The 26332-nt window shown below is 43.5% G+C and carries 22 protein-coding genes; 2 read left to right on the top strand and 20 right to left on the bottom strand.

Annotated features, from left to right (window positions below; genetic code table 11):
- Positions 1-64: 64 nt before the first annotated feature.
- Positions 65-2833: a preprotein translocase subunit SecA gene (secA, locus tag B8983_RS08580; RefSeq protein WP_084283735.1), complete on the bottom strand. Its 2769-nt coding sequence runs from the start codon at positions 2831-2833 to the stop codon at positions 65-67.
- A gap of 152 nt (positions 2834-2985) precedes the next feature.
- Here secA and B8983_RS08585 point away from each other — a divergent pair, with 152 nt between their 5' ends.
- The gene (locus B8983_RS08585) at positions 2986-3483 is read left to right on the top strand and encodes a hypothetical protein (RefSeq protein ID WP_084283736.1); all 498 of its coding nucleotides are present in this window, start codon (positions 2986-2988) and stop codon (positions 3481-3483) included.
- 47 nt (positions 3484-3530) lie between these two features.
- On the opposite strand, the gene lpxC is transcribed toward B8983_RS08585, so the two are convergent.
- The 19 genes from lpxC to B8983_RS08680 all read right to left on the bottom strand — a co-directional run bounded on the left by lpxC (position 3531) and on the right by B8983_RS08680 (position 24898).
- The gene (gene lpxC, locus B8983_RS08590) at positions 3531-4448 is read right to left on the bottom strand and encodes a UDP-3-O-acyl-N-acetylglucosamine deacetylase (protein WP_084283737.1); all 918 of its coding nucleotides are present in this window, start codon (positions 4446-4448) and stop codon (positions 3531-3533) included.
- A 39-nt stretch (positions 4449-4487) separates the two neighbouring features.
- On the bottom strand, positions 4488-4988 hold the full coding sequence (locus B8983_RS08595) for a peroxiredoxin (RefSeq protein ID WP_084283738.1): 501 nt from the start codon (positions 4986-4988) through the stop codon (positions 4488-4490).
- Between the two features lie 132 nt (positions 4989-5120).
- A complete protein-coding gene (gene ftsZ / locus B8983_RS08600; RefSeq protein ID WP_084283739.1) occupies positions 5121-6467 on the bottom strand; it encodes a cell division protein FtsZ in 1347 nt (448 codons plus the stop codon).
- A gap of 66 nt (positions 6468-6533) precedes the next feature.
- The gene (gene ftsA / locus B8983_RS08605) at positions 6534-7763 is read right to left on the bottom strand and encodes a cell division protein FtsA (RefSeq protein WP_084283740.1); all 1230 of its coding nucleotides are present in this window, start codon (positions 7761-7763) and stop codon (positions 6534-6536) included.
- Positions 7760-8878, bottom strand: a complete 1119-nt coding sequence (locus B8983_RS08610) for a cell division protein FtsQ/DivIB (RefSeq protein WP_084283741.1) — start codon at positions 8876-8878, stop codon at positions 7760-7762. Before B8983_RS08610 ends, ftsA begins: the two co-directional genes overlap by 4 nt.
- A complete protein-coding gene (locus tag B8983_RS08615) occupies positions 8875-9936 on the bottom strand; it encodes a D-alanine--D-alanine ligase (protein WP_084283742.1) in 1062 nt (353 codons plus the stop codon). Before B8983_RS08615 ends, B8983_RS08610 begins: the two co-directional genes overlap by 4 nt.
- On the bottom strand, positions 9929-11389 hold the full coding sequence (gene murC, locus B8983_RS08620; protein ID WP_084283743.1) for a UDP-N-acetylmuramate--L-alanine ligase: 1461 nt from the start codon (positions 11387-11389) through the stop codon (positions 9929-9931). The genes B8983_RS08615 and murC overlap by 8 nt, the downstream gene beginning before the upstream one ends.
- The gene (gene murG, locus B8983_RS08625; protein WP_084283744.1) at positions 11386-12468 is read right to left on the bottom strand and encodes an undecaprenyldiphospho-muramoylpentapeptide beta-N-acetylglucosaminyltransferase; all 1083 of its coding nucleotides are present in this window, start codon (positions 12466-12468) and stop codon (positions 11386-11388) included. The genes murC and murG overlap by 4 nt, the downstream gene beginning before the upstream one ends.
- On the bottom strand, positions 12465-13727 hold the full coding sequence (gene ftsW / locus B8983_RS08630) for a putative lipid II flippase FtsW (RefSeq protein WP_439650352.1): 1263 nt from the start codon (positions 13725-13727) through the stop codon (positions 12465-12467). The genes murG and ftsW overlap by 4 nt, the downstream gene beginning before the upstream one ends.
- Positions 13728-13747: 20 nt before the next feature.
- Positions 13748-15445 carry a UDP-N-acetylmuramoyl-L-alanine--D-glutamate ligase gene (gene murD, locus B8983_RS08635; RefSeq protein ID WP_234986964.1) on the bottom strand — a complete coding sequence of 566 codons (1698 nt, stop codon included), beginning with the start codon at positions 15443-15445 and terminating at the stop codon, positions 13748-13750.
- Complete coding sequence (gene mraY, locus B8983_RS08640; RefSeq protein ID WP_084283746.1) at positions 15358-16527, bottom strand: phospho-N-acetylmuramoyl-pentapeptide-transferase; 1170 nt, start codon at positions 16525-16527, stop codon at positions 15358-15360. Before mraY ends, murD begins: the two co-directional genes overlap by 88 nt.
- Positions 16512-18014 (bottom strand): UDP-N-acetylmuramoyl-tripeptide--D-alanyl-D-alanine ligase, encoded by a 1503-nt coding sequence (locus B8983_RS08645; RefSeq protein ID WP_084283747.1) that lies wholly within the window; start codon positions 18012-18014, stop codon positions 16512-16514. The genes mraY and B8983_RS08645 overlap by 16 nt, the downstream gene beginning before the upstream one ends.
- The gene (locus B8983_RS08650) at positions 18011-19579 is read right to left on the bottom strand and encodes a UDP-N-acetylmuramoyl-L-alanyl-D-glutamate--2,6-diaminopimelate ligase (protein WP_084283748.1); all 1569 of its coding nucleotides are present in this window, start codon (positions 19577-19579) and stop codon (positions 18011-18013) included. The genes B8983_RS08645 and B8983_RS08650 overlap by 4 nt, the downstream gene beginning before the upstream one ends.
- Positions 19576-21306 (bottom strand): peptidoglycan D,D-transpeptidase FtsI family protein, encoded by a 1731-nt coding sequence (locus tag B8983_RS08655; protein WP_234986966.1) that lies wholly within the window; start codon positions 21304-21306, stop codon positions 19576-19578. Before B8983_RS08655 ends, B8983_RS08650 begins: the two co-directional genes overlap by 4 nt.
- A 2-nt stretch (positions 21307-21308) precedes the next feature.
- Positions 21309-21575 carry a cell division protein FtsL gene (ftsL, locus tag B8983_RS08660; RefSeq protein WP_084283750.1) on the bottom strand — a complete coding sequence of 89 codons (267 nt, stop codon included), beginning with the start codon at positions 21573-21575 and terminating at the stop codon, positions 21309-21311.
- Entirely contained in the window at positions 21572-22501 is a 930-nt protein-coding gene (rsmH, locus tag B8983_RS08665; RefSeq protein ID WP_084283751.1) for a 16S rRNA (cytosine(1402)-N(4))-methyltransferase RsmH, read from the bottom strand. Before rsmH ends, ftsL begins: the two co-directional genes overlap by 4 nt.
- Positions 22502-22513: 12 nt before the next feature.
- Positions 22514-22942 carry a division/cell wall cluster transcriptional repressor MraZ gene (mraZ, locus tag B8983_RS08670; protein ID WP_084283752.1) on the bottom strand — a complete coding sequence of 143 codons (429 nt, stop codon included), beginning with the start codon at positions 22940-22942 and terminating at the stop codon, positions 22514-22516.
- A 237-nt stretch (positions 22943-23179) separates the two neighbouring features.
- Positions 23180-23845 (bottom strand): 2-polyprenyl-3-methyl-6-methoxy-1,4-benzoquinone monooxygenase, encoded by a 666-nt coding sequence (gene coq7, locus B8983_RS08675; RefSeq protein WP_084283753.1) that lies wholly within the window; start codon positions 23843-23845, stop codon positions 23180-23182.
- A gap of 21 nt (positions 23846-23866) precedes the next feature.
- On the bottom strand, positions 23867-24898 hold the full coding sequence (locus B8983_RS08680) for an NAD(P)-dependent oxidoreductase (protein WP_084283754.1): 1032 nt from the start codon (positions 24896-24898) through the stop codon (positions 23867-23869).
- A gap of 142 nt (positions 24899-25040) precedes the next feature.
- Between B8983_RS08680 and B8983_RS08685 the strand changes: the two genes are divergently transcribed.
- Positions 25041-26231, top strand: a complete 1191-nt coding sequence (locus B8983_RS08685) for a M20 aminoacylase family protein (protein ID WP_084283755.1) — start codon at positions 25041-25043, stop codon at positions 26229-26231.
- Positions 26232-26332: the final 101 nt, after the last annotated feature.

Below are 26332 nucleotides of genomic sequence, written 5' to 3' on the forward strand. Positions count from 1 at the left end.
TCTACGGAATCAGGGCGGTAACTACTTCGCCCTGACATTTCCATGGCAACGCTATTCTTTTAAACTATACAACTTGACCGTGGCAGTGCTTATATTTTTTTCCACTTCCACATGGGCAAGGATCATTTCTGCCCACTTTTGGACCGGTACTCATCACATTATTGAGAACTTGAGAATTGATAAACGATTCTAGTTGTTCTTGTGGTGGTTCCTCGCCATTTGCCTCGGCATGTTGATATTGCACATCTCTTAACTGATTCAGATCTTCTTGAATCATTTCAGTAGCATCATTCAACTGCTCTGCTGATTGGATTTGGACATTCAGAATCGTTTTAGTAATATCGCGTTTAATCACTTCTAAAAACTCAGCATATAACTGAAATGATTCTTTACGATATTCTTGTTTAGGATCTTTTTGCGCATAACCACGTAAATGAATCCCCTGGCGTAAATAATCTAGTGAGGCTAAATGCTCACGCCAATGACTGTCCATGCTATACAAAAATACCGATCTTTCAAACCCAGAGAAAGAAGTTGCATCTGCTTGATCTAATTTTGATTGGTATAAGCGCTTTGCGTCTTCCTGAACCCAAGCAATCACATCGGCCACATCTACTTCTTGGGCTTTCTCAACTTTTTCTGCTAAGGCAACTTGAAGCCCCCAATCTTGTTGTAGTTCTTTCTCAAGACCAACAAGATCCCACTGCTCAGGCAAGGTTTCGGGAGGGAGATATTGCGTGACCAAATTGCTAAAGACATCTTCCCGTAAGTTAATAATTAAGCCACTCACGTGATCCGATTCAAGTACCTGATTACGGAGTTGATAGGTTTCACGGCGTTGATCATTCGCTACATCATCGTATTCTAATAATTGCTTACGAATGTCAAAGTTACGACCTTCGACTTTGCGTTGGGCAGATTCGATAGCACGGGAAACCATACCTGCTTCAATCGGCTCCCCTTCCGGCATTTTGAGTCGATCCATCACAGCACGCAGGCGATCACCAGCAAAAATCCTTAACAAGTCATCATCGAGTGATAAATAGAAGCGTGAAGACCCAGGGTCGCCTTGGCGACCTGAACGACCTCTTAACTGATTATCAATCCGGCGACTTTCATGGCGTTCCGTACCAATAATATGCAATCCACCTGCATTGACGACCTGCTCATGCAAACCTTGCCACTCATCTTCTAAGATTTTAATACGATCACTTTTTTGAGCTTCACTCAAGGAACTATCTTCTAAGAGTAAGCTAGATTGCTTTTCAACATTACCGCCCAATACAATGTCAGTACCACGACCCGCCATGTTCGTGGCAATCGTAATCATTTTTGGACGTCCAGCTTGAGCAATAATTTCTGCTTCTCTGGCATGTTGTTTAGCGTTTAAGACTTGATGTGGTAATTTTTCTTTGGTCAAAATTTCAGAGATCAACTCTGAGTTTTCAATCGAAGTCGTACCAACTAATACAGGTTGACCACGCTCATAGCAATCCTGAATATCTTTAATCACTGCTGCGTAGCGTTCTTTGGAGGTTTTATAGATTTGATCTTGTTTATCTAATCGCTTACTGATTCGATTCGGTGGTACTACAACCGTTTCTAGTCCATAAATTTCCTGAAACTCATACGCCTCAGTATCAGCGGTACCCGTCATACCCGATAATTTCTGATACATCCTAAAGTAATTTTGGAAGGTAATCGTAGCGAGCGTTTGGTTCTCGCTATTAATCTGCACACCTTCTTTGGCTTCTACCGCTTGATGAAGTCCATCAGACCAACGGCGACCCACCATTAAACGACCGGTAAATTCGTCAACGATCACTACTTCACCATTTTGAACAACATAATGCTGATCACGATGAAATAAGGTATGAGCCCGGAGTGTTGCTAACAGATGATGCATCAAAGCAATATTCTGTGGGGCATATAAGGAATCACCCGCCTGCAACAACCCAATTTGACCAAGAATGTTTTCCGCCTTTTCATGACCAGACTCTGTCAAGAACACTTGCTGAGACTTTTCGTCAATGACATAGTCGCCAGGTTTTTCAACGCCAGTACCATCCGCCTTCTCTTCGCCAATTTGGCGATCTAAATAAGAAGGAATGACATTCATTTTTACGTACAGCTCAGTATGGTCATCGGCTTGGCCAGAAATAATCAATGGGGTACGGGCTTCATCAATTAAGATCGAATCGACCTCATCAACAATTGCATAGTTCAAGCCACGTTGTACTCGACTACCAATTTCGTGGACCATGTTGTCACGTAAATAGTCAAATCCAAACTCATTATTCGTACCGTAAGTAATATCAGAAGCATAAGCAGACTGCTTATCAGCATGCGTCATTTGCGATAAATTAATACCTACCGTGAGGCCCAAGAAGTTATACAAGCGCCCCATCCACTGCGCATCTCTGGAGGCTAAGTAATCATTCACGGTAACCACATGGACGCCTTTGCCTGATAAGGCATTTAAGAATACTGGTAAAGTAGCGGTGAGGGTCTTTCCCTCGCCGGTTCTCATTTCAGCAATCTTGCCTTGGTGCAATACCAGTCCACCGACTAATTGCATATCAAAGTGACGCATTTTCATGGTCCGACGACTAGCTTCTCGTACTAAAGCAAAAGCTTCTGGCAACAAGTTATCAAGACTTTCACCACTAGCGACGCGTTCTTTTAACTCTTGGGTTTTCCCAGGAAATTGTTCGTCACTGAGGGCCTCAAATTTCGGCTCTAAAGCATTGATTTGAGCTACCGTTTTACGGTATTGTTTTAGTAAGCGATCGTTACGACTGCCAATTATCTTTTTTAAGAGTCCAGATACCATGATGTTTTTCGTAGAAATTCAATCTAAGAGTTTATCATTCATGCATATTAATTCCATGAATGTAATGTTTAATTCTTATTTTCCCACAGGCTTTTAAAAAACTACTACTTCCTCATCGAAATAAGTAAATAATGTTTTAACTAAACCCATCAATGACCGCTAAAAATCCTCATTCCCTAGAAATCTCGGAGTTACTTTCGGTAAATTTGGCGAACAGTCCTTTGAAAGAGGTTTTTACGAACTTTGAACTTAGAAAAAAATATCTAGTGGCACTAACTCAAGCACTTGATTTAATTGGATTTAATCATTTTTCTAACGACATTTTTATCGGCGAAATGAATGATAAGGGGGTGATTTGCTTATTTACCCGTCATGCCAGCATTATTTCAAGACTTAAAAATAAATTGCCCAGCCTACTGCATTGCTTTCGAGAGTCAGGCTTTGCAGTGACAGAAATACAACTAAAAGTTTTACCGAAATCCGATGTAGACAACGGTTTATCTCGACCAGAGGAACCCAAAGCGAATCCTCAGCCACTTTCTGCCGCCCAAGTTCAATCCTGGGAGATGTTACTTCGTAATACCGATCCAGAATCCCCGACCTATCAAGCTATTCAATTATTAATCGCCAACGCCAAAAAACGAGCCTAAAAGTGTTTAAGGTTGCCGTAAAAAAGGCAAGAGTGGGCTAGTTGAACTTAATCGGCTATCAGATTGAGGTTCGCTGTAAATGCGCTTGGAGCTTTCGACATCTCATCAAAATGCACTATTTCATAGGTTTGTGGATTCGCAAACATTTTTCGCAATAGTAAATTATTGAGCCCGTGACCAGACTTTTCTGCAGTATAAACGCCAATAATCGGATAGCCGGCTAAATACAAATCGCCAATCGCATCCAAAATTTTATGGCGGACAAATTCGTCCTCGAAACGTAATTCTTCGTTATTCAGAATCCGGTGCTCATCTAACACAATGGCATTATCTAAACTGCCGCCCCGCGCGAGTCCAATTTCCCTAAGCGCTTCTACTTCGTGGGCAAAACCAAAGGTTCTAGCACGACCAATTTCTTTGACATAGGTCGTATTGGCAAAATCAATGATGCATCTCTGACCGGTTTTATCAAGTGCTGGGTGTTTAAAATCAATCGTAAAATCCAGTTTAAAACCGTCAAACGGTTCTAATCTTGCGACTTTATCACCCTCAGTTACCTCAATCAATTCCTTGATTTTTATGAATTTTTTTGGTGAGTTTAAAGTTTTTATGCCAGCAGATTGCAATAAGAATAAAAAGGAGGCTGCGCTGCCATCCATAATCGGAATTTCTTCACCGTCGATTTCAACGATCAAATTATCAATCCCAAGTCCAGAACAAGCTGACATGAGATGCTCAACCGTCGAGATACGATGCTCCCCAATTTGCAAGACACTCGCTAGGCGCGTATCGGTAATATTTTCAGCTTTCGCTGGAATAGGAGTATGTGGTTCCTGATCAAGCCGTATAAAAACAATACCTGTATCAACAGGTGCGGGTTTTAGGAACAAATTTGACTTTGTTCCCGAGTGCAGCCCAATTCCAACCGTCTTAATGGGTTCAGCAATGGTGGTTTGTTTTAACATAAGCTGCAATTACACCTGTCGATACATTAATAATCGGAATTATAAGTTTTTTAAAGCAGAAGCAGCGTCACTCACTTCAAACTTGCCAGCAGCTTCAACTGCGAGATGTTCTACCACGCCATCATTCACAATCATCATATAACGTTGTGAACGCACGCCTAATCCACGAGCAACTAAATCTAACTCGAGGCCGAGGGCTTTCGTCAATTCGCCGCTACCATCTGACATCATGCGAACCGTTTTACCAACCTTGAGATCTTTACCCCAAGCGCCCATCACAAAAGCATCATTTACTGCCACACACCAAATTTCATCAACGCCTTTTGCTTTGATAGCAGCTGCGTGTTCTACATAGCCTGGCACATGTTGTGCTGAACAGGTAGGTGTGTAAGCACCTGGCAATCCAAAGATAACAACTTTTTTGCCCTTGAGGATTTCAGCAACTTGGAAGGCGTTCGGGCCTAAAGTACAACCTTCTGTTTCTTCAGAAATAAATTCGTAAACCGTAGCGTTAGGTACCTTTTGTTGAACAGCGATCATATTCTCTCCTTAAATTCAGTTATAAAAAATACCGACAGTAGTGCTTTCGTCGTCAACGGAGGCACACTACTGTCAATCCTTCAATCATACTGTTTTCTATATGACCGCGTTTAACTACCTTACAACTGAGTATTAATCAGCTTGCTTTCTTAAAAACGCGGGAATATCAAAAAACTCTGCACCCTTCTCCAACATCGCTTTCGCTTGTGGTGAACTCGCGGCATTTAACTGCCCAACACCCCTACTTGGATTTGGACGAGTTACTTGTGGCGCAAGATTAACGGCTGTATTACCAACATTCATTGATGACATCACCGGAATCTCGTTTTCCAAGCTAGGTGCAATTTGGCTATTCGCAAAAGTAGATGTCGCCATATTATTTTGGGTATTCACAGTGATTGGACTAATTGGAGCAAAAGTCTCTAAAGTCGTCACAGGTACGGATGATTGTGGACCATACGTGCCAGTGCCAGCTCCAGTATGCCAAACAAGTTCAATATTCTTGTTTTGCTCTTGTGCTTTTCTCGGACCATTTAAGCCAGTTGCAACGACGGTCACCCGGATTGCATCACTTAATGATTCATCGTAAACAGTACCAAAAATAATCGTTGCATCTTCTGCCGCGTAACCACGAATAGCAGACATCACTTCTCTTGTTTCTGATAAACGGAGTGAACGACTTGCCGTAATATTGACAAGCACGCCACGTGCACCTGATAAGTTAACACCTTCTAATAATGGTGAGGCTACAGCTGCTTCCGCTGCAAGTCTTGCACGATCAACACCAGAAACCGTTGCCGTACCCATCATTGCTTTACCTTGCTCACTCATCACTGTTTTCACATCTTCAAAGTCGACGTTAATTAAACCTTGTTCATTGATGATTTCTGCAATACCAGCAACCGCATTATGGAGAACATCGTCCGCAGTACTAAATGCTTTATCCATTTCCGCATCTTCGCCCATGACCTGAAATAATTTCTCATTCAGAACCACGATTAAGGAGTCGACATATTTTTCTAATTCAAACGCACCCTCTTCTGCAATACGTGATCTTTTCGCACCTTCAAAATCAAATGGCTTACTCACGACCCCAACAGTCAAAATACCCATTTCTTTTGCTATTTGCGCTACGATCGGAGCTGCACCAGTACCTGTGCCACCTCCCATACCTGCAGTAATGAAAACCATGTGAGCACCTTGCAACACATCTGCAATTCTTGCTTTAGCTTCTAATGCTGAGCTTGCCCCTACATCAGGTCTAGCTCCTGCACCCAAACCGGTTAAACCCAACTGTAAGTTGATTTCAGCCTTTGAACGCTTTAATGCACCCGCATCCGTATTCATACAAATAAATTCAACGCCTTGCACACCACGACGAATCATGTGTTGCACTGCATTGCCCCCGGCGCCACCAACCCCAATCACACGGATGTTGGTTTTACCTGCTGTATCAGCATCTAACATTTCAAACTCCATTATTGTTACCTCCTATTTATATACTACATTGACGACTACTTAATAAACTCTTTATTTCATAATCTTTTAAAAATTACCTAAAAACCATTCTTTTGCTCTTTGAAATGCACCTCTTAATGGGCGCGCTTCTAATTCTTGTTGGCCTAATACAATTTGGGTCCGACCTTCACGTAACAACCCAATTCCAGTTGCATATTTAGGGTTTCTCAAAACCTCTTTGAACTGCCCGTTATATTCTGGATAACCAATCCTTGCTGGCTTATTAAAGATTTCCTCAGCAAGTTCTATCACCCCTGGCATCATGACCGTACCGCCAGTTAAAACCACGCCAGACGGAGTCATTTGCGAGAATCCTGAGTGTTCTAAAGACTCAACCACGAATTTGAAGAGCTCTTCCATTCTTGGTTCAATCACAGCAGCTAAAGATTGCTTAGAGATAGGACGATATTCACGTTCGCCAATACCAGGTACATCAATCATGGCAGCTGGATTAGCTAATGCCTGTTTGGCAATGCCGTGCGATATTTTCAAATCCTCCGCATCCATCGTGGGCGTTCTCAAGGCCATTGCGATGTCATTCGTAATTTGATCACCACCTAAAGGAATAATTTCTGTGTACTGAATGACGCCCTGAAAGTAGACCGCAATGTCTGTGGTACCACCACCAATATCAACTAATACAACCCCTAGCTCTTTTTCATCTTTTGTCAAAACAGCGAGACTTGAGCAAAGTGGTTGAAGGACTAAGGCGTTAATTTCTAAACCGCAACGTCTGATGCACTTAATGATATTTTGTACGGCACTTACCGCACCGGTCACTATATGTGCATTGACTTCTAACTTTTGACCACTCATACCAATGGGGTCTCTCACGCCATCTTGGTTATCAATCAAATACTCTTGAATCAGCATGTGCAATACTTGTTGGTCAGTCTGAATATTGATGGGCTTTGCATTTTCATGTACCCGCTCAACATCAGCAGCACTCACTTCTTTGTCCCGAATAGCGACCATGCCCTTGGTATTAAAACTATGCACATGATTTCCAGCGATGCCAGTAAAGACATTTTCTACACGACACTCTGCCATCACTTCAGCTTCTTCTAATGCTTTTTGAATCGATTGCACGGTGTCTTCGATATTAACGACGACCCCTTTCTTGATTCCCTGAGAAGGCGCATTGCCAATACCGATCACATTAAACTCGCCATCGTCTTCGATTTCCGCAACCAGAGCCAGTACCTTTGAAGTACCGATATCTAATGCGACGAGTAAGTTACGATGATCTTTACTCATTGTTTTTTACTTCCCATGTGTTCACTTTGTTTAACTTTCTTCACTTCTCGTTTATTTAATTTGGATTCTGGTTTCATCTCTGTATTGGCAGATGGTGCTTTCATATTGAGTGGCGTTTCAGTAGCATTGGACTCTTCATCAACGCCCTCTAAAGGCACTGATAAAAGTTGATTTAAACCAGCTAACTTGATCTCACTAGAACGTGCATCTTGTTTAGAACCAGTCCCTAAGGAAAATCCATTGTTGTAGCGAAGATCCACATAATTTACCGGCGCGGTTAATTTTTTCTCTAACTCTGGCCATAGTTTGAAAAACTTATCCAAGCGTTCAGTAATTTGCTTTCTGTCCTTATCATTTAAATCACGCCCTAATTCAAAGACTAAACCATTGTCCAGTTTGACGGTCCATGAATACCTAGAACTGAGAGTGAGGGCAACCACTTTGTAATTGAGTTTGTTAAACCAACTTTCTAACTGTTGATAAAGTACTAAAACCTCTTTGTTGCTATTCGGCGGACCTTGAAAAACCACTAAATTTTTCCGATCATTTGCCTCAGCAAGATTTACTGTAAATAATTCGCCGTAGTTATTGATTAACTCAGGGCCATTTTGTCCTAACCAAACACCAACAGGTTCATGTTCCTCAATCGATACTTGAATTTGATTTGGCCAAACTCTTCTCACACTAGCCACTCTGACCCAAGGCATTTCTTCAAATGCAGCACGCGCTTCATTCAGGCGTAAGGTGAAAAAATTACCACTAAATTGACTAATCGCTTTGGTTTTGATTGCTGGTACTTTGATGTGATCTAACTCTTGATCGTTCGCTGATTGCACCACGATTTGTTCAATATTGAAGACGGGGCGCTGACCAATCCAATAGAGTCCCCAAAGAATCACAATAGCCCCAAATGCAATCACAAACCAATGCGTGAGCTGCTTCATTCTTTCTGGATAATTCCAAACTGGTGACAAGATAAAAACAAGAATCGTTAGTAGGCCCGTACCCGTCGATTTCATCGTCGCCAAAAACCATTGGCCTAACATTTCACCCAAAGATTGATTATTTTTTGCCTGTTTGCGGAGATCTTTTAGCGGAATACTAGATGAACTCATTGTTCTCCCTCCAACTTTTTCATCTTCACCATAGTAGAAGTTGTGCCATTAGATAGTTTGGAATTCATCAACACCCAAAGAACTAATTCAGCATACGTTAAACCAGCAGCTTTAGCCGCCATTGGCACTAAAGAATGTGTTGTCATACCTGGCGAGGTATTCATTTCAAGCAAATAAGGGACTTGGGTCTTCTTATCCAACATCACATCCGCCCGCCCCCAACCTCTACAACCTAATACTTGATAGGACTTCAAGACCAATTGCTGAATCTTTTCTTCCAATGCTGGATCTAAGCCAGTGGGGCAAAGGTATTTTGTATCATCAGAAAAGTATTTATTGTGATAGTCATAATTGGCGGCAGGAGCCACAATTTTGATGAGTGGTAAGGCTTGGGCTGAAGCCCCCTCACCCACAATCGGGCAAGTCAACTCGTCCCCAATGATGCATTGTTCTGCCATCACATCTTGATCCATCTGCGCAGCTAATTGATATGCTGCAGGTAGCTCGTCGACATGATTCACTTTGCTTAAGCCTAAGGAGGAGCCCTCTCTCGCAGGCTTCACAATTAAAGGCAAGCCAATGTCTTGAATCAGCGCAGCCCAATTCGTATCCGCGTGAATCATTTGATATTTTGGCGTCGACAAACCATGGCTTAACCAAATTTGTTTGGTGGTCTGTTTATCGATTGCCATGGCAGAAGCCATGACCCCACTTCCTGTGTAGGGAATACCTAATTGTTCTAGCAGTCCTTGCATGGTTCCATCTTCACCAAATCGACCGTGCAGAGAAATCATCACCCGGTCAAATTGGTGCTGCACAATACTTTCAATCGGCTCATGCAGTGGATCGAAACCGACAGCGTTCACACCGCTATCTAATAATGCTTGCAACACACCAGTACCTGACTGAATCGAGATATCGCGTTCCGCAGACAAACCACCTAACAAGACGCCCACTTTACCCAAGGATTGAGGTTTTAGATTCGCTAATTGTTCTTTGACTTGGGCAATCCAATGCGAGAGTTGTGCCGCTTGAGTCAGTACTTGTAAATTACTCATCAGCACCCTCTCTTGCAGTCGCTTGCACAATCTGATGAGGCACAGCGGAGATGGAGCCAGCACCCATCGTAATCACCACATCACCAGCTTGCACATGCTGCAAAATGGTGGCAGCCATTAACTTCACCTCTTTTTCCAAAACCATCTGCTCTGCCTGTAGACAGTCAATCTGTCCTTTTTGCATCGATGCACGTAATGCATCGATCAAACTTTGACTATCAGCACCCTGAATCTTGGGCTCTCCAGCTGGATAAACCTCCGTTAAGACGAGAGCATCAAATTGACGCAGTACTGTCACGAAATCACCAAAGCAATCTCTTGTGCGTGTATAGCGATGCGGCTGAAAGGCTAGAACCAATCTTCTGTTAGGAAACGCACCTCTAGCCGCGGCTAGTGTTGCCGCCATTTCTACAGGATGATGACCATAATCATCAATCAAGGTAAATGTGGCACCCTCTTGCCCTGGAATATTAATATCACCATATTTAGTAAATCTTCTACCCACACCCTTAAACTCAGCGAGGGCTTTGATAATCGCCGCATCGGATACACCAAGCTCAGTAGCAACACTAATTGCTGCTAGTGCATTCCGCACATTATGCAAACCGGGCAAATTCAAAGTAATTTCAAGCGGCCCTGGTTTTTTGCCGTGTCGGCGAATCGTTCGCCGCGTCACCGTAAACTGCATCGTTGCACCAACGGCCACAACATCGTGCGCCATGATGTCTGCATCTTCTGACAAGCCATACTTTAAAACGGATTGTGAGACGAATGGCAACATATCTCGAACGTTGGCATCATCTACGCAAAGTATCGCGATGCCATAAAAAGGCATTCTTTGGGTAAATTGCACAAATGCTTGTTTCAGCCGAGGCATCGAATGTTGGTAGGTTTCCATGTGATCGGCATCAATGTTCGTAATGACTTCCATCACAGGCAGTAAATTTAAAAAGGATGCATCCGATTCATCGGCTTCCGCCACAATGAAGTCACCCGTTCCCAACCGAGCATTCGCACCGGCCGAGGTTAACTTGCCACCAATCACAAACGTGGGGTCAAATTCTCCTTCAGCCAAAACAGAAGCGACTAAACTCGTAGTCGTAGTCTTCCCGTGCGTGCCAGCAATAGCGATACCTTGCTTGAGACGCATTAACTCACCGAGCATCACCGCCCGTTGAATCACCGGTATGGATGCCGCTCTCGCCGCTAATATCTCCGGATTATCACCCGTCACCGCCGTAGAAATAACGACCGCCTCTGCATCACCAATATTTTGGGCATGATGACCAATTTGAATTTCAGCACCATATTCTGCTAAACGTTGCGTGGTACTACTTGCTTGAATATCCGAGCCACTGACACGGTAGCCTAAATTTAAAAGCACTTCTGCGATGCCGCTCATCCCCGCGCCGCCGATTCCAACAAAATGGATATGTTGAACGATATGTTTCATGTAGTACTCACTTCTTTACAAATCTCAGCCACACTTTGCGTGGCAAATGGCTTCGCCTGCTTTAAGGCATTTTGCGCCATGATCAACAGCATTTCCCGATTTAAACTCATCAACCAATCCGCTAATAATTGCGGGGTTAAATCCTTCTGAGCGATTAACTTTGCTGCACCAACCGCGGCTAAATATTGGGCATTCTTCGTTTGATGATCATCCACTGCAAATGGAAATGGCACTAATAGAGAAGGTACGCCACATGCCGCAAGTTCCGCTACCGTCATTGCGCCAGATCGACAAATCACGATATCGGCCCCCGCATAGGCAGTAGCCATCTTTTCAATAAAAGGTACCACTTGTGCTTGAACACCTTGGTCTTGATAGTTTTGCGTCAATTGCTCAATATGTTTTGCACCCGCTTGATGTAAAACCTCTGGTCTTACTTCTAACGGTATCAGTTGTAATGCCTTTGGCACGATGTCATTTAATGCCGTAGCGCCTAAACTGCCACCTACCACGAGTAAGCGCAGGACCCCAGTTCGAGCTTGGTATCGAATTTCTGGAGTCGGTATTTGTAGCAAGTCAGAGCGTAATGGATTACCGACCCACTGAGCTTTCGCTAATACTTTCGGGAAAGCACATAAAACTCTTTTGGCAACGGTAGCGAGTACTCGATTCGCCATACCCGCCACCGAATTTTGCTCATGTAAAACGAGTGGAATACCACTCATCACGCCAACTAATGCACCAGGAAAACTAACATAGCCGCCCATGCCCAACATCACTGATGGCTTGATTCTGCGCATGATTCGTAAGCTTTGCCACATTGCTTTGTATAAATTAAAAGGTAAGCGGAGTTTGACGAACAAGCCTTTTCCTCGGACACCACCAAAGTCAATGGGTTCAAAAGCAAATCCAGATTGCTTGATCAAATCAAATTCCATACCAGAAGGATTACCTAACCAATGAACCCGCCAGCCTTCTAGCCGCAAATATTCTGCAACTGCTAAGCCCGGAAAAATATGCCCCCCAGTGCCACCCGCCATGACTAAAATACATTTTGAAGTAGGTATTAAGCGCGTCATATTTTGGCACCTCGCATCAAGGCACGATTCTCGGCATCTATTTTCAACAGGACAGCAATTGCTACGGCATTCATTAATAAGCCAGAGCCGCCATAACTAACCAGTGGCAAGGTAAGTCCCTTCGTTGGCAATAACCCAAGGTTCACGCCCATATTGATGAAACATTGCCACCCAATCCAAATCCCAATACCTTTGGCAACTAAGCCAGCAAAGCTACGATCGAGTTGTAAACAAGTTCTACCAATCATGAAACATCTACGAACGATGTAATAAAAACCGACAATTACTACGAGGACACCAACAAAACCGAGCTCCTCGCCAATCACCGCGAGAATAAAGTCGGTATGTGCTTCGGGTAAATAATGTTGTTTTTCAATGCTGCCACCTAAGCCCACTCCAAACCATTCACCTCGACCAAAGGCCATTAAGGAATGCGTTAATTGGTACGCTTTATCTTGGGCATATTCCTCTTTCCAAGGATTTAAGAAGGCAAAAATACGCTCTCTTCTAAACCTTGAAGTGGCCACAATAATACCGAAAGCACCTAGGCCCATCAAAATCATATAACTAAATAATTTGGCATTGATTCCGCCTAAAAATAAGATTCCCATCGCAATGGCGGCCACCACCATTAAGGCTCCCATATCTGGCTCTAACATTAAAAGCCCGCCAACCACAACAACGATCATGCCTAAAGGTAAAAATCCTTTTAAGAAGGAATGTAAATATTCTTGGCGCCGCACGGTATAGTGCGCAGCAAAGACGACCGCGGCAAATTTCATCAATTCAGATGGCTGAAAATTCATGAGTCCCAGTGGTAACCAACGCTTCGAGCCATTGACTGATTTACCAAGTCCTGGAATCAAGACGGCAATCAACATGAGGACGGTCACAATAAAAAGCAAGGGGGCAATTTTATCCCATACTTTGGAGGGCAAGCGATACACAATCAAGCCGGCGATCACAGCAACCCCTAAAGAAAATAGATGTCTAATTAAGAAATAGGTGGTTGTGTAGTTGGCATATTTTTTACCATCGGCTAAGGTAATAGACGCTGAGTACACCATCACGGTTCCTAGTAAGACCAGCAACACAACAGCCCATAAGAGGGACTGGTCCCATGTCGCCATGGCTGAACGAGAGTAAGTAATCGTCTTCGTCGCATCCCTTAATTCTGAACGAAACTCATTTAAACCCTGACGAATTCCACCGCCAAAGCCAAGCTTTGAGATGACTCGTCCACGGAATAAATTCATCATACTTTGGGCGATCATGAGTTTCATTCGATCGCTCCAAAGGAGTTAATGCTCAACTCTTCAACTGCATTCACAAAGACTTCTGCGCGGTGTTGATAGTTCTTAAACATATCAAAACTAGCACATGCTGGTGACAATAAAACACGATCTCCAGCAACGGCAGTACTAGCTGCTTGTAAAACAGCATCCTCTAAACTTGCTGCCATCGTTATCGATAGAGTTTGACCGGCAAATAATTGCGCAATCTGAGAAGCATCTCGACCAATCAAAAATAAATGTTTTACATATTGCAAGATGGGTTCACGCAAAGGACTAAAGTCCTGGCCTTTACCATCCCCACCTGCAATCAGGAGAATTTTTCTTAAGCCTTGTTTCGCATCGACCATGCCAAGACCCTGTAACGCAGCAATGACAGCGCCAACATTCGTGCCCTTACTATCATCGATATACTCCACATCGCCCACGATCGCGATTGTTTGTACCCGATGTGGCTCACCCGTGTAATCGCGTAAGCCGTGTAATAGTTGTGCAATACCAAGTCCTACCGCATTCGCTAGGGCTAACGCGGCTAAAGCGTTACTCGCATTGTGGCGACCCTTGATCAAAAGTGCCTCAGCAGGGATTAAGTGCTTAATCAATAAGGGCTCTTCATCAAAAGCAGCCTGTGATTTTTTGGTTCTTCTGACTTTAATAGTTTGATTGCCATTAAACTCATCCACAGGTGGCGCCCATGCTAACCAATCAATTGCACCACCCATGTCACTTTTAATTCCAAACGAGTCAGCTTCAAGCGGCTGCTGAATACCGAATGAAATAATGCGTTTCTTGGCCCAATCGGCTTCTGGAATCAGTGCTAACACTCGCGCATCATCACGATTAATCACAGGAATCGTATTCGGCCCAAAAATTTTGGCTTTCGCATTGACGTAGTGTTCCATGCTACCGTGCCAATCTAAATGATCTTCTGAGATGTTGAGGATGGTCGCAGCATGCGGATTAAAGTCTTGGCTGTAATACAGTTGATAACTAGATAATTCCAAGACCCAAATATCTGGTAAGTTATTCTGCAACAGACAAGTCATCAATTTATCTAATAAAGACGGACTAATATTGCCAGCTACGCCAACCGTTTTACCTGATTTGGCACAAATAACGCCCGTTAATGCCGTCGTGGTTGTCTTTCCATTGGTACCAGTGATGGCAATCACTTTAGGCGTGTACTGTTGGTGCATTTCCAAACTACGCAGAGCATGGCTAAAGAAATCGAGTTCACCCCAAATCGCAATCTGTTGTTCTTGTGCAGTCGTGATAAAAGGAGCCATGATTGGATCAATGGGCGAGATTCCGGGGCTCATCGCGATAAGATTGATCTCTGCACAATCGATGGCTAACAACTGAGGGCCAAAGGTAATCCGAGATACGCCTAAGGCCAATAACTCTTGGACGCGATCAATCACCTGAGCACTGAGATTGGACTCCTCTCTAGTGTCATGCATCACAACTTTTGCACCCTGCGATAAAGACCATTTCGCCATCGCCTGACCAGACTCGCCAAGTCCCATGACCAAGACACTACATTGGTCAGAATATTGACCAAAAGCTTGGTGCAGAGGAGAGGTGATTTGCATACTATTCATCGTAGTTTCAGACTCGATAGGCCAATTAATACCAGAATCAAGGTGATAATCCAAAACCGCACGACGACCTGCGTTTCTTTCCAACCACTTAATTCAAAATGATGATGTAATGGCGCCATCTTAAAAATACGTCGCCCCTCACCAAATTTCTTTTTGGTGTATTTGAACCAAGCCACTTGTAATACGACAGAGAGTGTCTCAATCACAAAAATTCCACCCATAATAAATAAGACGATTTCCTGACGAACAATCACTGCGATAGTACCCAGTGCACCACCTAAAGCTAAGGCACCCACATCACCCATAAACACTTGGGCGGGATGAGCGTTAAACCATAAAAACGCTAAACCAGCACCACCAATGGCGCCGCAAAAGATCAATAATTCGCCTGTTCCTGGAATGAACGGGAAGATAAGGTATTTTGCATAAATCGTATTCCCTGAAACATAGGCAAAAACACCCAAGGCACCAGCAACTAAGATGACGGGCATGATCACTAGGCCATCCAAGCCATCCGTTAAATTCACCGCATTACTACTACCAACAATCACTAAATAAGTCAGAATCACAAAGCCAATCGCCCCTAAGGGATAGCTAATTTCTTTAAAGAACGGCACCACTAAATTCAGATTTTTGGGTGACCCTAAAATGAATCCTTCATTTTTCCAACGAATAAATGAATTAATAAAGTTCGTGTTACTAAAATCAGTAATAGCAAATACCAGATATATTGCTGCGACAAACCCAATCAACGATTGCCAAAAATATTTCTCTTTGGAACTCATTCCTTCAGGATTTTTATAGACCACTTTTCGGTAATCATCTACCCAACCTACAATCCCAAATCCTAAAGTGACCCATAACACCGCCCAAATGAATCGATTCGATAGGTCGGCCCATAAAAGCGTAGAAATGGCGATACCAATCAAAATCAAGACACCACCCATCGTGGGAGTACCCGTTTTAATTAAATGTGTTTTTGGACCATTCAGTCTGACCGCTTGCCCTACTTTTAAAAAGGTCAATTGACGAATGACCCATGGGCCGAATACTAAGCCAATGAGTAAGGCAGTTAGAGTGGCCATCACCGCTCTAAAGGTGATGTAATTCACTACCCGTAAAAATCCAAAATCACTTTGTAACCACTGGGCTAGGATGAGTAACATGGATCCTCCTTACTTAATAGGTGCTGAATCACACGTTCCATCTTCGTAAAACGCGACCCCTTGACTAAAATGACTAGAGGGGTGGCTTCGATCTGAGAATGATTACTTGAAAATTTAGCAAGCATTGTCATCAACTGATCCATTAATTGCTCCATGGAGTCAAAGTGCTGACTAGCTACTGACAGATTATTTGTGTTCGTCACAGACGCCTGCTGAAAAGCTGTGTGAGTAAATTGCGTTAGTTCACCAATCGACAGCAATTGATCAATGTGATGATGGGCAGCATATGCGCCAACCTCTTGATGGAAGTTTGGCCCTTGATCACCAACTTCTCCCATATCACCTAGCACCAACCAGCGCTGTCCGGGCAACTCTTCAATGGCTTGAATAGCAGCGATGACGGAATCAGGGTTGGCGTTATAGGTATCATCAACTAACGTGATGGCGGTGTGCTGTACTTTAATGTCCAACTTACGCATCCGTCCACTGACGGCTTCAAATGCTTCAAGGCCAGCAATAATAGCTTCTTTACTGAGCTGCGCGGCAATCCCGACCGCAGTAGCGGCTAAGGCATTTTTAGCATTATGGTCGCCTAGAGTCCGTAAATTGACGATTGCCTTCGTTGGCCATTCCGGCGTACTTATTTCTAATTCACCATACTCATTCCAAGCACCAATTACGTCTGCTGGACGAGTCACTTGCGTGGTATTCGCGCTAGTTGAATCGACCAGGGTAAAGGTGCGAATCGGTCTATTTTGGGCGGCATCGTACCAAGTTTGTACATAATCGCTATCACTCGGAAACACAGCATAACCATCTAGTGGCAAAGCCTTAATCGCTAAGGCATGTTCCGCAGCAACTGCTTCTACGGTTTGCATAAATTCCTGATGCTCTCTTTGTGCATTATTCACTAGAGTAATATCCGGCGCGGCAATATCAGCCAATACTTTGGTTTCGCCAGGATGATTCATGCCTAACTCAATTACAGCTAACTGATGCTCACCATTCATCCTCAACAAGGACATCGGCAAACCAATCTCATTATTCAAATTGCCGAGTGTGGATAAGGTATGGTTTTGACCTACCGCCGCTCTAAAGATACTCGCAATCATTTCTTTGACGGTGGTCTTACCATTACTGCCTGTAACGACCACTACCTTAGGTGCTAAATCAAGACGCCAAGCCTTGGCTATTTCACCAAGCGCAGTAATCGTGTTATTCACTACGACTACCGGTAATTGCGCAGGTACCTTAGACACATTACTAACTAGCGAACCGATCGCACCCGATTCCTGAACTTGCGCTAAAAAATCATGAGCATCAAATCTTTCACCCGAAATAGCGATAAAGAAATCATCTTTTGCGACCCTACGACTATCAGTCACTATGCTGTGTAAGGGCTGATCCAAGACATGCTCGGCATGCATCATTACCGCATCAGGTAAATAACTCTGAATTCTACGGATAGTTAATTGCTTCGGATTCATACCACCCTCCGCAATGCCAAGCGCAAATGATCTTGATCAGAAAATGGGAATTTTTTACCCATCACTTCTTGGGTTGTTTCATGCCCCTTGCCGGCAATCAGAATCACATCATTCATCTGCGCCGTTTTTACCGCATTCAAAATCGCAAAAGCTCTATCTTCCAAAATAGTAACTTTGGACATCTGCACTTCAGAAATACCTTGTAAGATATTTTCAATAATCGCCATCGGATCTTCATGACGGGGATTATCACTAGTCAGAATGATCTTGCTAGCGATATCAGCTGCTATCTTACCCATCACTGGTCGTTTACTCTTATCGCGATTGCCGCCGCACCCAAAGACGCAAATTAAGTTACCGCCCCGTTGCTTGGCAATCGGCAAGAGTGTGTTTAAAGTTTTCGCTAAACCATCGGGTGTATGAGCAAAGTCGACAATCGAGAGCGGTGCTGATTTATCGCCTAAATTAATCATTTCCATTCGCCCTGGAACGGATTTCAACTGCTCAATATTTTTGATGATTTTTTCAATTGGCATGTCATAAGCCAATAACGTACTAATAACAGCTAAAGCATTTTGAATATTAAAACTACCTAAACTAGGAATCGTTAAGGTAAAGCTTCTCTCAAGAGAGTCAATCTTAACCATCATTCCAGAACGACCGACCGTTTTTAATTCATAGATAACCGGGATACATTTAGCCTGTTGTTCAATACTGAGTTTTTGGAAATTTTCTGCTTGTCCGTATACATAAATCCGTGCTCTTGTATGTCCAAGTAACTTTTGACACCAAGCGAATCCTGTTGTGTCGTCAATATTTAAGATGATATTTTTTAAATTGGATCTGCGGAATAAGTCAAATTTTGCCGCCTCGTAGGCAAGCATATTTTGGTGGTAATCTAAATGATCTTGGCTTAAATTACTAAATATTGCAGTATTGATTTGAACCGCATCTACCCTACCCTGATCAATTGCATGCGAGGATACTTCCATGGCAACGGTTTTATATTTTTGATCTCGCAGTTCTGCCAACATTCTTTGTACTCGCGGCGCATCGGGAGTGGTAAATCCTGTCGTCTGCAACTCTTCAATATGGCCATAACCCATCGTTCCAGCAATCGCTGTGAGTTGGGTTTTACCAAAAGCTTGCGCTAACCAATGGGTGATTGTGGTCTTACCATTCGTACCCGTTACGCCAATCACTTCCATGTCTGCAGAAGGATTACTATACCAACGGTTGGCGACTTCGCTGGCAATTTTCCCTAAATTAGGGATTGGCACACACCGTTGATCACCCAATACTTCTCTGGCCGAAAGGAGTTCTGTTTCTGACCAATTTTCACTATCATATAAAACCAAAGCAACCCCTTTTGCTAGGGCGTCTGGAATATGCATCCGGTTATCACTTAAACCCTGACCAAACCCAACCGGGTAAGCCATAAATACGTCACCTGGCGCGAGTAATCTCGTATCGGCAGATAAGTTGGCGGCACGATCAACCTGACTGTAGAGCGTATTTTCTATATCAGCAAAAATCAAAGAGAGATTTTTAGGGTTAAATTTCATCTTTGGAAATTCACTGGCTGAATGCCGTTATTTTGCACAAGCTGGGTAGAATTCGCATCAGGTGCAATATTTAATACCCTGAGCGCTGAACCTGTGACTGCAGAAAAAACTGGCGCCGCAACTTCACCACCATAATGTCCGCCAACAGTCGGTTCATCAATCACTACTGCTACTACAATTCTTGGGGAACTAATGGGGGCTATACCAACAAAAAATCCTTCATAACGGTTTGAGCTATAGCCTTTTTTACCATTCGATTTATGAGCCGTGCCGGTCTTCCCACCGACCCGATAACCGTCAACCCGGGCCTTCATTGCGGTACCACCCTCTTGCGTCACCGTTTCCATCATCGCTCTGACTTGTCCAGCAACTTTCGGTGAAATAACTGGTGAGCCTGAAGTCGATTTTTCAATTTTTTTCATTGAAATCGTCGCGAGTTCACCATCGCGTACAAAAATCGTATAAGCCTTAGCAATCTGGAACAAAGAAGTAGAAATACTGTAACCGTAAGACATACTCGCTTGATCTAATTTGCCCCATTTATCGTAAGGCTTGACTAATCCGGCAACCGCACCAGGGAAACCAATTTTAGGTGCCTGCCCAAAGCCGACTGCCTGAAACATCCCCCACATATCTTCGGGTTCCATTTGCAAGGCAATCCGAGAAGTACCAATGTTGCTGGATTTTTGAATAATTTGCGCGACGCTCAACACGCCATACGGATGCGTATCAGTGATCACTTTTTTGCCGATTTGCAAATGACCAATGGGCATCATCGTATTGGGCGTAACAATCCCTTTTTCTAGTGCTAAGGCAATCGTAATTGGCTTCATCGTTGAACCAGGTTCAAAAGTATCCGTCAGGACGCGATTTCTTAATTGTTCGCCCGTTAAATTGCCGCGATGATTTGGATCATAGGATGGCCAGTTCGCAAGTGCCAAGACTTCGCCAGTAACGGCGTCTAACACCACTGCGCCGCCGGCTTTTGCACGGTGCGTTTCTACCGCTTTTTTAATTTCTTGATAAGCAATGGACTGGATTTTGCTATCAATAGAAAGTTGCAAATCCTCCCCATTACGAGAAGGAATATAACCACCCAAGTCATCGACAACTCTACCGAGACGATCTATCACAACATTTCTTTGGCCACTCTTACCCGTTAGTAAGGTGTTATTTGATAACTCCATGCCTTCCTGACCAACGTCCTCGACATTGGTAAAACCAACGACGTGAGCTACGGCCTCACCCTCTGGGTAGTATCTGCGATATTCACTTGTAATGGCAATTCCAGGTATTTCTAAAGCTTTGATGCGAAGCGCTACTTCTGGCTCAATTTGGCGTCTTAAATAAAGTTGACTGCGTGACTCACCTAATTTCTTACGTAACTCCGCCTCACTCATTTCTAATAATTTGGCAAAGGCTACGACTTTTGATTTTTCTAAATCATCAGGTACAACATCTGGGTAAGCAATGATTGTCTTCGCCTCCAAGCTCGTTGCTAAGATGGCGCCATTGCGGTCAAGAATCTTTCCTCGAATGGCGTTGAGCTCTAATACCCTTTTTACTCGATTACCCTTTTCAGCATAAAAGTCATTGCCAACCCCTTGAATCCAAAAAGCTCTACCGATCAAGGAACAAAACCCTGCAAACATTAAAAACAACACTACCCTAGATCGCCACATCGGCAATCGCAGAACTAACTCAGAAGATTGGGATGGACGTGGCATCCTCATTCTTTTTCCTTCAAATAGATTGTCTTATCCTGCTTTGCATCGTTCATATGCAATTGTTTTTTTGCGATATCAATAATCCGAGAAGCTCTTGATAGTTCTCTTTGTTCATATTCCAAACGATTCCACTCTTGGTTCAGTTTGCGTTGTTGGATTTCTAATCGATTCTTTTCAATAAATAGCTGACGGGTTCGTTGTTGCGAATTCACCAGCAAAAACGAACAGCCCATCAGGGCTAGGATGAGAACGACTACGGCTCTATTCATCGCACCTCCCCGATTTTTTGAGCAACCCGCATGACGGCTGAACGTGATCTTGGATTACTACTGATTTCAGCACTTGTAGGCTTTGTTCTCTCAATGAGTCTTAATGGAGATTTTGGAATCTGAGACTCTCTCAATGGCAGTCCGCGAGGTATTTCTACCTTGCTATGACGCTGCATGAACTGTTTTACGATTCGATCTTCGAGCGAATGAAAACTGATCACTACTAAGCGTCCGCCAATTTTTAAGAGTTTCATCGCCACATCTAATCCTTTTTCCAAGTCGTGAAGTTCTTGGTTGATGTGAATCCGTATAGCCTGAAAGGTACGCGTTGCGGGATCTTGCTCTGAGTCGCGCGAGCGGACGACACTAGCCACGAGCGACGCGAGTTGTCGTGTGGTCCCAATAATGTTGCCTTGCTCCCTGCTAGCAACAATCGCCTTTGCAATCGATAGAGCAAACCGTTCTTCCCCATATTCCTTGATTACCTTATGTAGTTCTTTCTCACTGGCAACCGCCAGCCATTCTTGAGCACTTTGCCCCTCCTTGTTATTCATACGCATGTCCAACGGACCATCCATACGAAATGAAAAACCTCTTTCCGCCTGATCAATTTGCGGGGAACTAATCCCCAAATCTAATAAAATGCCATCTAAACTATTGGGTTCAAGGTACTCCCCCATGTTGGCAAATGAATCATGCACAATCCTAAAACGTCCATCTTCAATACTGCTCGCTTCCTGTATCGCCTGAGGATCTTTGTCCATAGCGATTAATCTGCCACCTTGTGGCAGATTTGCTAATATTTTTCTTGAATGACCACCTCTGCCAAATGTGCCATCCAAATAAGTTGGACTGACATGGGGCTGATCTGCCAACAAGGCAGTAACTGCCTCGTCCAGTAAAACCGGGCGATGACTGATGTGCATCAAATCCTCGCATTAAAAGTTAAATTGACGAAGTGCTTCTGGCATACCTTGTGAAATAGCTATTTGCTCTTTCACAGCATATGTATTGGCATCCCATACTTCAAAGTGCGTCCCCATTCCCAGCAAGATCACTTCTTTTTCGATTCCCGCACCAGCCCTCAACTCAGGACTAATCAAAACCCTTCCAGCACTATCAACTTCAACTTCATTGGCATTTCCCAAAAAAATTCGACGCCACCAATGCGCTTCCATCGGTAACATCGCAATTTTTTCACTGAATTTTTCCCATTCGACCTGCGGAAAGAGCATGAGACAACCATCGGGGTTTTTTGTCAGCGTTGCTCGAAGGCCGTTCTCTGTTTTTAGGGCGTCACGATGCTTAGACGGCACTAACATCCGTCCCTTGACATCTAAATTGATCGCTGAAGCACCCTGAAACATGCTGTTTTTCCCACTTTCTGACACATTCTCCCACTTTAAAGGGCAAACCGAGTAAGGTCAAGGGGTTTTGGGGAATTTTTTGCTACTTTTTCTTGTAATTACAAGAACTTAGAAATGATTTTTCAAGAAATAAATATAAAATTTATAATAATAAACAGCACCTTACAAACCATACTTCAAGTACTAATTGAGAATATTATGGTTTGCCCTAGGTAGCTCAAACCTAGAAAACTCTCCTTACAGATAGTATGCGGTTTTTGTCATCAATTGAGATACAGCGCCCATCACTTTTTTAATCGGTTCAGGTAAATCCTTGGCACCAAGATGTCTTGCCATATTGCCATGCTCAATTTCTTCGACCCGCATCTGCTCGACGATACTTCTAGATAAAATATCTGCCGCAGGCAAGGCCTCTAAATGGCTATTGAGATGATTTTCAACCTGTTTTTCCGTCTCAACCACAAAACCCAAGCTCCATTGATCGCCGGCTAAGCCGGCTAAGGTCCCAATGGCAAAAGAACCGGCAAACCATAATGGGTTCAGCAAACTGGGGCGAGAACCCAACTCTTCGAGTCGATTGGCACACCATACCAAATGATCCTCTTCCTCTTTAGCTGCATGGGCTAATTGAGTTTGCAAGTGTGTCGAAGATGAGGTCAAACGTTGTGCCTGATAAAGCGCTTGGGCACAAACCTCACCAACATGATTGACCCGCATGAGTCCTGCTGCATGCTTTTTTTCTGCTTCGGTTAAGGTTGCAGCTACCGAAGAAATCGCTGGTTGATCGCCAGTCTCCATCTCCGCTTGAGCCGGTTTGGGGACCGGTCGATTCAGTTGTACAGCACCGGTCAATATGCGCAGTGCGCGATCACCTTCAATAATCAGTTGGTCTAGATTGAACATATTGACTAATTTACCCGTAGTTTAAGACACTTTTTTTACAACTGGCTTACGAACAGATTTTGTAACTGTTGTTGCACCGGACTTCGTCGCCAACTTCTTCGTCGCGACTTTCTTAGCAGCAGAAGCCTTATTTTCTGTAAATAAACCCGCCATTTGTCCTAAGACCTCAGCTGTAGAAGCGGTATCTTGTAACGCAAGTCCTTGTGCCATGGCCGCAGTGTAAATAGGCGCGGTTGCATTAAAAATAGGTAATGGGCAACCCACTGACTTCGCTAAATCACCAATTACTTGCATATCTTTTTGCCAAACCTCGACCTTCATGGTCGGTGGACTATATTCACGTTTAATCATGAAAGGGGTACGAAGTCTCATCACACCAGTACCAATCACGGGGCTAGGACCAAAAATATCCAACACTTCTTGTGGATCTAAACCAATTTTTCTGGCAAAAGTGACCGATTCAGCACAGGCCACGTTGTAAATCGCGACTAAATGATTCGCAATAAATTTCATTTTTAACCCATTGCCGTACTCGCCTACATAGGGAGAGTTATCAGACAAACATTTAAAAATTGGCTGAACTTCATTACAGCTCGATTTTTTACCACTGACAAAAATTGTCCAAGCGCGATCTTTCATACGAGCAGCAGTGCCACTAATTGGACAATCTAATAATGCCACTTGTTTTTTGGGTAATTGCGTCGCGATCCAGTCTTTATCAACCATCGCGAGCGTACTTGTTTCTACTAAGGTGATCTTTTTAGGTTGTGCCTTCAACGTGCTGGCAATCTCTTGATAAACAACACGGAGTGCATTGCTCGTTGCCAAGGAGGTAATCAAGACGTCTGCTTGCTTAGTTACTTCAGCAACTGATTTAGCAACATGACCTCCCGCTTTTTTTAATCTTGCGCAGGCACTTTTCTCAATATCAAAACCGACAATCCGGTAATTATTGAGCAATAGTGTTTCTGCCATAATGCCGCCCATAATTCCTAGGCCAACAATCCCTACTACAGGGAGCTGTGTATTTGCTACAGAGTCCATCTTTTTCATTATTTTTTATTCACTTAGAGGTTGAGTAATTTGTCTGATTTTACTGGTTTTTGATCGTTTAAATCGCTGTCTTATGGAGAATTGTATATCCATAGTTAAAAATTTCGGCTATGATAAAAAAAATAACCACTAACGAATCTGCATGAAAATCCAACCTGAATTCATTGACCAACAAGCTTTAATTCAAGCCATTCGTAGGGATATACATGCACACCCCGAACTGAAGTTTGCAGAATATCGTACCGCTGAATTAGTGGTTCAACAACTCACAAACTGGGGTATCAAGACTCATACTGGCCTTGCTAATACAGGGGTGGTTGGCATCATTGAGGGTGAATTAGGTCTTGGTAAATCAATCGGTTTGAGAGCAGATATGGATGCCCTCCCGATTCATGAAAAAAATACTTTTGAGCATGCCTCTACCCATCAAGGTACGATGCATGCCTGCGGACATGATGGTCACACCGCCATGTTACTAGGCGCAGCGCATTACTTCTCCACACATCGCAACTTCAAAGGCACCATTTATCTTATTTTTCAGCCTGCTGAAGAAGGTGGTGGTGGTGCTCGTCAGATGATACAAGAAGGACTTTTCTCCCTATTTCCCTGTGATGCAGTGTTTGGTTTACATAATTGGCCTGGAATGCCTGAAGGTCAATTTGGGGCAATTACTGGGCCAACGATGGCCTCCAGTAATGAATTTAAAATTTCTTTAAAAGGTAAAGGGGCGCATGCTGCTTTGCCTCATAATGGCGCCGATCCAATCCTCGCCGTAACGCAATTAGCTGGGGCATTACAAAGCATCATCACTCGCAATAAGAGCCCCATTGATACCGCCGTCTTATCAATTACCCAAATTCATGGTGGCTTTACGAGTAATGTGATTCCGGATGATGCATGGCTCGGTGGTACCGTTCGTACATTTAACAAGTCGACTCTTGATTTAATTGAAACCCGTTTGACGGAGATTGCTCACGGCGTGGCACAAACATTTAACTGCCAAGCAGAAGTTGAATTTGAAAGAAACTATCCAGCGCTCATCAATCATCCAGCAGAAACCGCCTTTGCGGTCAAAGTGATTGAAGAAACTTTTGGCAAAGAATATGTCAATCCATCGATGCAACCCACCATGGGCTCTGAAGATTTCGCTTTCATGCTTGAAAAAGTCCCCGGTTGTTATATTTTTCTTGGTAATGGCGATGGCTCCCATCGACTCTCAGGCCATGGCCTAGGACCATGCGACTTGCACAACCCTTCTTACGACTTTAATGACAGTCTATTACCGATTGGTTCTAATTATTGGGTACAACTGGCTAAGCGGTTCTTAGAGTAACTGCATCGAATAATCACTGTGGTATTGACTACTTCCTATAGGTATCACTGAGACATTGAAAGTTATTTAAGAACACTTAAGTAATTACAAAAAATTGTTAG

The organism is Polynucleobacter kasalickyi (assembly GCF_900176405.1).
Classification (GTDB): domain Bacteria; phylum Pseudomonadota; class Gammaproteobacteria; order Burkholderiales; family Burkholderiaceae; genus Polynucleobacter; species Polynucleobacter kasalickyi.